This is a genomic window from Cellulomonas septica (assembly GCF_012396155.1).
Lineage (GTDB): Bacteria > Actinomycetota > Actinomycetes > Actinomycetales > Cellulomonadaceae > Cellulomonas > Cellulomonas septica.
In genome coordinates this window covers 1-1,279 of the sequence record NZ_JAAXOY010000847.1, presented here as the reverse complement: position 1 = coordinate 1,279, position 1,279 = coordinate 1, and the positions used below count along the sequence as shown (strand labels likewise).

General features: G+C 75.7%; 2 protein-coding genes. One reads left to right on the top strand and one right to left on the bottom strand.

The genetic code is table 11. The annotated features are described in order from the left end of the window. Positions 1-476, bottom strand: a 476-nt coding sequence (locus tag HGA02_RS19735; RefSeq protein ID WP_168681105.1) for a TerD family protein, incomplete at its 3' end; no start/stop codon positions are given. A 188-nt stretch (positions 477-664) separates the two neighbouring features. Here HGA02_RS19735 and HGA02_RS19730 point away from each other — a divergent pair. Next, a partial coding sequence (locus HGA02_RS19730; protein ID WP_168681103.1) for a GNAT family N-acetyltransferase occupies positions 665-1,279 on the top strand: 615 nt, incomplete at its 3' end.

Sequence of the window (1,279 nt, the reverse complement as noted above, 5' to 3'; positions counted from 1 at the left end):
TCCGATCTGTCGACGCCGAAGTCGCGGGCGAGCCCCGCGAGCCCGTCGGCGTAGCCCTGCCCGACGGCCCGCACCTTCCACGCACCGCCGCGGAGGTACACCTCGCACAGCACGAGCGCGGTCTCGGTCGACAGCCCCTCGGGGGCGTACCGCGCGGCGAACGGCCCGGACGTGAGCGTGACGGCCACGCCGCCGACCGTGGCGAACGTCTGCCCGTCGGTCGCGGGCGACGCGACGAGCACGACGCGCTCGGCCCCAGGCCGCAGCGACCCGAGCGTCAGGTCGAGCGTGCGGCCCGTCAGGCGGGCGCCGGGTGCGGTGGTCTGGTTGAAGAACACCATGTCGGCGTCGCTGCTGACCGTGCCGGACGCGCCGAGCACCAGGGCGGTGAGGTCGACCGCGCCGGAGACCTCGACCCGGACGGTCGTGTCGGGCAGCGGCGCGTTCTGGCCGGCGGACAGCGGGGTGACGGACATGGGGTCCTCTCGGTCGTCGACAACGGTGCGCTGCCGCACCAGCGGGGGCACGACCGAGGGTAGGGGGCGCGCGCGGTCTCACTGCGCGGGACGGGCGGGGAAGGTCGAGGACGGTGCCGGTGTTCGGGCGTACGGTCCTGCGCGCCCCCTCCGGGCACGAGCCCGGACCACGACGAAGGGACACATCCGTGACGGTCGGGTCGACGACTCCCCCGCTGGCCGACGAGCACGTCCTCGACAACGCCGCCTGGCACTCGCTGGTCGGCCGGCACGCCGCCCTGTCGGAGGGCAACGAGCTCGCGCGCCGCTTCCTCCCCGACGTGTCGATCTTCGCGGCCGTGCGGTCCTGGGAGGACCCCGACGTGTGGGACGCGGTGCTCGACCTGGTCGGGCCCGGCGCGCTCTTCCCGTTCTCGGGGTCCGAGGCCACGCTGCCCGCGGGCTGGGAGATCGCGAGCCGCGGCGAGGGCGTGCAGCTCGTCGAGACCGACCGGCTCGAGACGCGCCCCGACGACGAGGCCGTCGTGCTGGGCGCGCGGGACGTCCCGGAGATGCTCGACCTCGTCGCACGCACGCAGCCCAGCCCGTTCGCACCCCGCACGCACGAGCTCGGCCGCTACGTGGGGATCCGCCGCGACGGCCGGCTCGTCGCCCTGGCCGGCGAACGGCTGCAGCCGGCCGGGTGGACCGAGATCAGCGCTGTGTGCACCGACCCCGCGTACCGCGGCCAGGGTCTGGCGACGCGGCTCGTGCTCGACGTGGCGCACCACGTGCGGGCGCGCGGCGAGCGGCCGCTGCTGCAC